Below are 7,888 nucleotides of genomic sequence, written 5' to 3'. Positions count from 1 at the left end.
GCTGCCGTCGCCCCCGCGAAGGCGGGGGCCGCTGTCGGTTTACGCAGGCGCCGCTGAATAAGGCCGCTAGCGGCCCCCGCCTTCGCGGGGGCGACGCATTCTCTAAACGGCAGCTCCCCACCCCAAAACAGACATAATGCCGAAACCCCTTCCGCCCTCACGCCGCCATCCGCAGCCGGTTCCGCCCCTCGCGTTTCGCCGCGTACAGCGCCTGATCCGCCCGGTGCAGCAACTCCTCGATGTCGGGCTCGCCGTCGAACACCGCCAGACCGATGCTGATCGTCGCCTGCGGCACGCCGTCGTCGGCCGCGGTGCCGGTCTCCACCGCCTTGCGCACGCGCTCGGCGACGATTTCGGCTGCCTGCGCGCTCGATCGCCGGAGGATGCACACGAACTCCTCGCCGCCGATGCGGCCGAGCATATCCTCTTCGCGCAGCGCCGCCTTGGCGCGCTGCCCGACGCGGTGGATGACGCGGTCGCCGACCGCATGGCCGTGGGTGTCGTTGATCCGCTTGAAATGATCGATGTCGAAGATCGCGACCGCCAGCGGCGCGCCATGCTCGCGCGCGCCCGCCAGCGCTTTTTCGAGGAAGGCCAGTGTGTGCCGCCGGTTGGGCAGCCCGGTCAGCATGTCGGTGTTCGCGACGCGCTCGGCGGCGCTGCGCGCGGCTTCCAATATCCGCGCATTCTCGACCGTCTCGGTCACATCCTGCACGGTGCCGAAAATCGCGACCGCCTGCCCGCCGCGACCCGCCTCGATCGACCCGTGCGACTTCACATGGCGAATCTCGCCGTCGGCGCGCACGATACGTCCCTGAAACTCGAAGGGCTCGCCGGTGCGGACCGCCTCTTCCAATATCTTCCGGACCGCGGCGCCGTCTTCGGCGACATATTGTTTGACGCTGTAATTGACGTCGACCGGCGTGCCGGGAACCAGCCCGTGGATGCGATAGGCCTGGTCCGACCAGTGGATCGTCCACGCGACCAGATCGACGCGCCAATGCCCGACGAGCGCCACCGCCTCGGCCTGGAGCAGCCAGCGGTTGCTCTGCTCCAGCCGCTTCGCCAGCCGCTGGCGCACGATCAGCAGCGACGCCAGCGGCAGCGTCGTGAACAGCAGCGACAGCAGATAGAATTGCAGGAACAGCACTTTGACCTTCGCGGGCTCATCGATCGCGACGATCGGGCCATAGCCCTGCCCGCTGAGCAGCGAAGTGATGATCGTCACGATCAATATTCCCGCCGCCGCACCAAAGGGGCCCAGCCGATAGGCGGCCGCGACGACCGCCATGCACGGCAGGAAGGTCGCGGGAAATTCGGCCTGGCTGAATGCGGCGATCGTGACCAGTCCGGCGCCCGTCAGGATCGCGGTCGCCTCGGCCTTCATCCGCGGCGGCGCATTGTCCATCGCTTTCGTGCCGATCATCCGGGCGAGCATCACGATCGGCGGGGTGACGATCAGCATTCCGAGCAGCACCGTCGTCAGCCACGAAAGGTAAAAATCGATGCTCGCGCCGACCAGTGTCCCTGCGAGCAGCGCGCTGGCCGCGCTTGCGCCGAGCGCCGCGCCGCAAAAGCTGACGACCGAGCGCGGGACCATGAACGACAGGTCTTCCGTCCGGTCGCGGCGGATCAACCACAGCGCGATGGCGGCCTCGCACCCGTTCGCCAGCGTATAGGCAAGGCAGGACAGGGGCGGCACGCCGCTCCACAGGTTCGCGGCAAGGCTGGCCGCCGCCATGCCGGCGAACGACGACACGCGCGCTCGCGCATGGCCCGGCATCAACAGCAGCAGCGCGAGGAAATAGCCGCTCGGCGGCCAGACCGCCGCGATATTGTCGACACCCTTGGTCGTGTGCAGCGACAGGCTCGCCAGCAGAAAATATCCCGTTGCGGTCAACAGGAACCAGAAGACCGCTTCGACTCTGGGCGTCAGCGACTGGGTCATGCGACCAGTTAACCGAAAAGGGGAAAATAAACCGCTAATATATGCGCCGCCTTTGCGGCCGGGCCTTTGCGGCGATCAGCCGACGCCGCCAAAGGTCAGCCCGACGACTTCGGCGACCTTCGCCTCGTCCCAGTCGATGCGCCGGTCGAGGATCAGCATCGCCAGGCCGTGCACCAGCGCCCAGGCGTGCGTCGCGGCGGTATCGACATTCGCCGCGCCGGGCAGTGCCTCGCCGACCCCGGCGCGCAGCAGATTATAGGCGACCTCGCCGCCGTCGCCGCCTTCCTTGCGGCCCGCCATCTGGCGCGTGAAGCTCAGGCGAAAGAGCGCGGGTTCGTCGTGGGCGAAGCGGACATAGGCGATCCCCGTGGCCTTGAAGCCCGCGACGCCGCCGCCCGCCTTCAGCCACGCCTGCGCCTGCAGCGCGCCCAATCGCCGCAGCCCTTCGTCGGCGAGCGCATCGAGCAGCGCCTCCTTGTCGGGGAAATGGCGATAGAGCGCGGTCGCGCTGACCCCGACGTCGCGCGCCAGCGCGCGCAGGCCGAGTTCGGCGCCGTCGCCCTCGGCCAGCCGCTCGAGCCCCGCCGCGATCACCGCCGCGCGCAGGTCGCCGTGATGATAGGCGCGCGCCGCCTTCGTCGCGCCGCCGCCTTTTAAGTTGACACTGTTATCTTTGCTCGCCATAATGTTGCCACTGTAAACATATCGAGTCGTCCGCGCAACCCTCCGCGGCACCTTCGCCAACTTCCGTAAGGAGCATCGCCATGGCAAGCAATGTCGAAACCCTGATCCGCAGCGCCGTCGTCAAAGGCATCGGCAAGGTCGCCGACTTCAACCGTAAACGCCTCCCCCGCCCCACCGACGCCCACCCCTTCCTCACCGGCATCCACAAACCGATGACGCAGGAGTTCACGCTCGAAGAGCTGCAGGTCGAAGGCGAGATTCCGGCGCAGCTCAAAGGGCGCTACCTCCGCAACGGCCCGAACCCCGCCATCGCGCCCGACCCCGCGAGCTACCACTGGTTCACCGGCGCCGGCATGGTCCACGGCATCCGCATCGAAGGCGGCAAGGCCGACTGGTATCGCAACCGCTGGGTGCGCGGCAGCGAGGCGTGCGAAATGCTCGGCGAGGAACTTCCTCCCGGACCGCGCGAAGGCCGGAACGACGCGCCGAACACCAATGTCGTGGGCCTGGCCGGCCGCACCTTCGCTATCGTAGAAGCGGGCGGAAAGCCGGTCGAGCTCGGTTACGAGCTGAACACGATCGCGCACAACCCGTTCGACGGCACGCTACTCGGTGCATATACCGCGCACCCGCACCACGACCCCTTCACCGGCGAGATGCACGCGATCACCTATCGCGGCGACGAACCGAACAAAGTCTGGCACGTCGTGCTCGACAGCCAGGCGCACGTCATCCGCGAGGAAGCGGTCGCGGTGAGTGACGGCCCTTCGATCCACGATTGCGCGATCACCGAAAATTACGTGCTCGTCTTCGACCTTCCCGTCACCTTTTCGATGAAGATGCTGCTCGCCGGCTATCGCTTCCCCTACGCCTGGAACGGGGCGCATCCGGCGCGGGTCGGTCTCCTTCGCAGGAACGGCCGCGGCGACAGCATCATCTGGGTCCCGGTCGAGCCCTGCTATGTCTTCCACCCCGCCAACGCGTTCGAAACCGCCGATGGCAAGGTTGTCGTCGACGTCGTCGCGCACGAGACGATGTTCGCCGAATCGAAACGCGGGCCCGACAGCCAGAAATCGCGCATGGAACGCTGGACGATCGATCCCGCCGCGGGCACGACGACGCGCACCGTCATCCACGACCATGCGCAGGAATTCCCGCGCTATGACGAGCGGCTGACGACCCGGCCCTATCGCGACGCCTACAGCGTCGCGATCCCCGATGGAGAGACGGCCGAATGGGCGCTCGCCGAAACGCGGCTGTTCAAACACGACCTCGGCAACGGATCGACAGCGATCCACGACTTCGGCACCGGCCGCCATCCCGGCGAATTCGTTTTCGTACCCCGGAGCGCCGATGGAACCGAAGACGACGGCTGGCTGATCGGCCTTGTGATCAACATGAACGACGAATCCACCGACCTCGTCATCCTGAATGCCGACGACTTTACCGGGTCAGCGCAAGCCGTCGTTCATCTTCCCCACCGGATTCCTCCGGGGTTCCACGGCAACTGGGTCGCGGATTGACGATATCGAGGCGAGCCATCAACGCCTCGGTCACCCTGAGCGACCGTTCATTGTCGATGTCGATCGCCGTTGCACCGTTGCTGACCAGCAGCGGGGCGATGTCGACTTTCAGGCGGCGCGAAAGGCGGGCGAAAATATGGTGGATGGGCCCGAGCCCGAAACGGAAGCGCAGCAAGTTGATCAGCCCGAAAGCCTGCATCACGCGCAACGGTTTTTTCACGAACTGGCCGCCGCCGCGAAACGCCTCCGCTGCTCTGAGCGCGTCGCGGTCGCCGATCCAATAGGCGTTGCAATTCGACACGGCGACGTCCGAAAATTCATAGAAGCGCCGCTGTCCCTCGGGATGAACCGCGAGAACATCCTCGCGCCGCGCCAGCGCCACGCCGGCCTCGACGCCGAGCCGTGCAGCTTCGACATTGATTTCCGCGATCGTGGCAGGAGTGAGCAAGCAATTATCCGCGGTCGTGATGAGCAGCGGAAAGCTCGCCACCGTCGCGACTGCCAGCACCGAGTCCGCCAGATTGTCCGCCGCCGCCACGATGACGAGTCGGTCGCCGAGTCTTTGAATCACCGGATCGGACAGTTCGTCGAGCAATCCGTCATGATGCGTCGAAACGAAAATCTTCGCGGCCGGTGTCGCCGCAGCGCTTTCGAGCACATGCGCGACCATCGGCCGGCCCGCCACGGGAACGAGGCATTTGTCGCCGACTCCATGCGCCCCGGCAAGCGCGTCGACCGCACCCGGACGACGGCCGGCGAGGATCAGGATCGACCCGTTCATGCTGCATCCCTTCGCGCAAAATCGACAAGCTGGCGGATCATGCTTTCAGCCACGATCGTTTCGATCAGATCGGCCTGGGTGAATCCCGCCGCGATCGCCGCCCTGCCGAACACCTTCTCGGACCAGAGGTTGCAGTTCAGATTGACTTCGAGCAGCCGGGTCTCGCCGGTCGTGAAATCGACCCGATACTCGAAGCGGCCGTAATCGAACGGCCGGAAGATTTCGGCCATCCTTCGCGTATATTCGGCGAGCCGGGCGCCGATATCCGCGTCATCGAACAGTTTGAGGCTGTATTTCTGACTACGTTCGACCAGATCCCGCTTTTCCTGATATGTGCGCAAATGGCTCGGATCGGCCTGCTCGAATATCATCATCGGCAGCATCGCGGGGTCGCCGTCGCAGGTGATCACAGGCACCTCGACGTCGCTCCCCTCGACGAAGGGTTCGACGATCGCATCATGGTCCAGCGCATGGATTTCCGCGACCGCGCGCGCGAGTTCGATACGACTATAGGCATCGCGGAGCCCCCACGATGCCGAACTGTTGTTCGGCTTGATCACCCACCGACGCGCCGGCGGGCAGCGCGCGACATCGACCGGCGCCCCCCGGCGGAAGAGCGTCCAGGGCGCGGTCGGAATGCCGCGCGCTACCGCCTCCAGCTTGGTCAGATGCTTGTCGTCGGAAAGCCCGCGCACGATCGGCGAAGCGCCGACATAGGGCAGCCCCAGCCTGTTGCAGAGCAGCGGCAACAGCATTTCCGAATTATAGAAACCGCCGCGATTGAGGAGAGGAAAGACGAAATCCGCGTCGGGTCGCGTAAAAAGTTCGGCATAGCCGTCGGCAACGACGAGCGGCATGCCGATGCGTTCGAGTATCTCGCGCGTCTCGCGGTGATAGACGGCATGGTTGCCGTCATCGGGATGGAGGCCGCCGGTCCATTTGGCATGCTTGGCGACGAAAAGAAGCCGCTGCGTGTCGCGGAGGCGATCGGGAAGCCGGGTGGGTTTGAGGTCGGTCGTTCGCATGTGGGCGACCCGACCACGCCGAGGTTTCACCGCAATGACCATTTGATGACCGGATTGAAAGCAAAATGCCAAATCTCTGTCATTTGATTCCGGTAGGTCGCGATAAATCCTCTCGACCCGGATGCCCATGCTTCTGCACCCCAACGATTTCGCTAGAACCGCGTCAGTTCCGGACGGCCGCTCTACCGCCCGCCTCGCGTCAGCCCTCGTCAGCGGCGGCGACAGTCGCATCCACCTCGATGCGCATGGCCGCAACCGATATTATGCGACCGCCATGCCGAGCGACGCGATCGCTTACGGCTCGTCGACGATCAGCAGTATTTCGGACTATGCCTTCGCCACATTGGCGCGCCGGTGGCGCGACCGGCTGGATCAGCCGATGCCGGCGTCCGACTATTCCGAAGGGCTGGATGCGATCCGCGCCGGCCTTGCGGGCTACTTCGGGCTCGACGCAAGGACCGCTATCGTCTTTGCGGCATCGGGCACCGATCTCGAATATGTCGGGCTTGCCGGGGCGCATGACGGGCGTCCGCTTACGGCGGTTCTGCTCGGCCGCGACGAAGTGGGCAGCGGCTGCGTTCATAGCGCTGCGGGACGCTTCTTTGCCGAGGTAACGGCGACCGGAGCGCGGGTCGTGCCGCATACTGCGATCGATCCCGTCTTTGCCGGAACCGAACTGATTGATGTCGCTGTGCGCGATCGGGCCGGTCTCCCTCGTGCGTCCGCCGCCATAGCGGCCGAACTGTCGCTCCATGTCGAGCGCGCTGCCGCGAACGGCCGCCGCGCGGTCATCCATGTCGTCCACGGATCCAAAACGGGCCTGACCCTGCCCGCTCTCAGCGACGTCGAGCGACTGGTCTCCGTCCATAGCGACGACATGATCGTCGTCGTCGATGCCTGCCAGCTTCGGATCAGCGCCCCCGTCGTGCGCCAGTATCTCGCGCTCGGATGCGTCGTGCTGATGACCGGCTCGAAGTTCGCGGGCGGGCCGCCTTTCAGCGGCTTTGCGTTCGTTCCGCGCGCCGTCCGCAGCCGCGCCATGCCCCTGCCGCTCGGGCTTCGACGCCTTGCCAACCGCGCTGAATGGCCCGAAGACTGGCCAGGCGCCGACGCACTCAATGCAGGTGACAACTTCGGTCTGCTCCTGCGCCTCGAGGCCGCGTTGATTGAAATCGAGCGGTTCTCCGCGCTTCCGACCGCCCGCGTCGCCGAAGTGACGTCGCGGTTCAGCCATCACGTCATGAACATGGTCAGGCGACTTGAGCTTTCGGAGGTGCCCGGCGCGGGAGGCATATCGTGCCTTGCCAGTGAAACCTTGCGCACGCTCGACCTGTCCGCTCGCTGGCCAAACTGCGACTTCGAAGCGGCTCGGCAACTGCACGACCATATCGCGCACCATTCGCGGCGCTGGCTCGGGCAGGAAATCCGCCTCGGCCAGCCCGTGAAAACACACCAGATGGATGATGGACGGATCGCGGGCACACTGCGCCTGTCGCTTTCGATGCCGCTGATGGCCGAACTGGCGCAGCTGTGCGATGAGGCGCTCGATCAGAGGCTCGAAAATGATGTGGCACTGATCGGCGCCGCGATTTCCACGGCCGGCACCACGACGCTGGTCGAGAAGCGGCCCGTCTCCCTCCTCTAACCCGAAAAGGCGGTCAAATTGCCCGGCCGCTCAACGAGAATCTTCATTCGGACGTCGCCGAACAACGGCTCGTCGCGGATCGCGGACGATTTGAGCAGCACTTTGCATGCGACACTCGTTTGTCTGTCACTATGACGAAAAATATCCCCCCCCCCCCCCCCGCCATGAGCGCGATTGCCGCGTTCTTGGTCCTGTCCACCCCTGGCGCGTTCGCACAGGAAGCGCCGACCACCCCCATGCCCCCGCCGGTCGCTGCCCGCTCGCCGAAAAGCCCGACTACGG

6 protein-coding genes are annotated in these 7,888 nt (G+C 65.4%); 2 read left to right on the top strand and 4 right to left on the bottom strand.

Annotated elements, in window-relative coordinates; all coding sequences use genetic code 11:
- Positions 1-157: 157 nt before the first annotated feature.
- Positions 158-1,948 carry a sensor domain-containing diguanylate cyclase gene (locus FG95_RS16675; protein WP_037557348.1) on the bottom strand — a complete coding sequence of 597 codons (1,791 nt, stop codon included), beginning with the start codon at positions 1,946-1,948 and terminating at the stop codon, positions 158-160.
- Between the two features lie 75 nt (positions 1,949-2,023).
- Entirely contained in the window at positions 2,024-2,632 is a 609-nt protein-coding gene (locus FG95_RS16670) for a TetR/AcrR family transcriptional regulator (RefSeq protein WP_037557347.1), read from the bottom strand.
- 80 nt (positions 2,633-2,712) lie between these two features.
- Here FG95_RS16670 and FG95_RS16665 point away from each other — a divergent pair, with 80 nt between their 5' ends.
- On the top strand, positions 2,713-4,155 hold the full coding sequence (locus FG95_RS16665; protein ID WP_037557346.1) for an 8'-apo-carotenoid 13,14-cleaving dioxygenase: 1,443 nt from the start codon (positions 2,713-2,715) through the stop codon (positions 4,153-4,155).
- On the opposite strand, the gene FG95_RS16660 is transcribed toward FG95_RS16665, so the two are convergent.
- Together FG95_RS16660 and FG95_RS16655 are read right to left on the bottom strand one after the other, a co-directional pair.
- Complete coding sequence (locus tag FG95_RS16660; RefSeq protein ID WP_081933217.1) at positions 4,076-4,936, bottom strand: NTP transferase domain-containing protein; 861 nt, start codon at positions 4,934-4,936, stop codon at positions 4,076-4,078. The two genes, FG95_RS16665 and FG95_RS16660, sit on opposite strands and share 80 nt — an antisense overlap.
- Complete coding sequence (locus FG95_RS16655; RefSeq protein ID WP_037557345.1) at positions 4,933-5,961, bottom strand: D-alanine--D-alanine ligase family protein; 1,029 nt, start codon at positions 5,959-5,961, stop codon at positions 4,933-4,935. Before FG95_RS16655 ends, FG95_RS16660 begins: the two co-directional genes overlap by 4 nt.
- 121 nt (positions 5,962-6,082) lie before the next feature.
- Here FG95_RS16655 and FG95_RS16650 point away from each other — a divergent pair, with 121 nt between their 5' ends.
- Complete coding sequence (locus tag FG95_RS16650; protein WP_152567696.1) at positions 6,083-7,606, top strand: hypothetical protein; 1,524 nt, start codon at positions 6,083-6,085, stop codon at positions 7,604-7,606.
- The last annotated feature ends 282 nt before the right edge of the window (positions 7,607-7,888 follow it).

The sequence above is a fragment of the Sphingopyxis sp. LC363 genome, assembly GCF_000756385.1.
Classification (GTDB): Bacteria; Pseudomonadota; Alphaproteobacteria; order Sphingomonadales; family Sphingomonadaceae; genus Sphingopyxis.
Note: the sequence above shows the minus strand (reverse complement) of the source record. Positions and strands in the feature narration are given on the sequence as shown.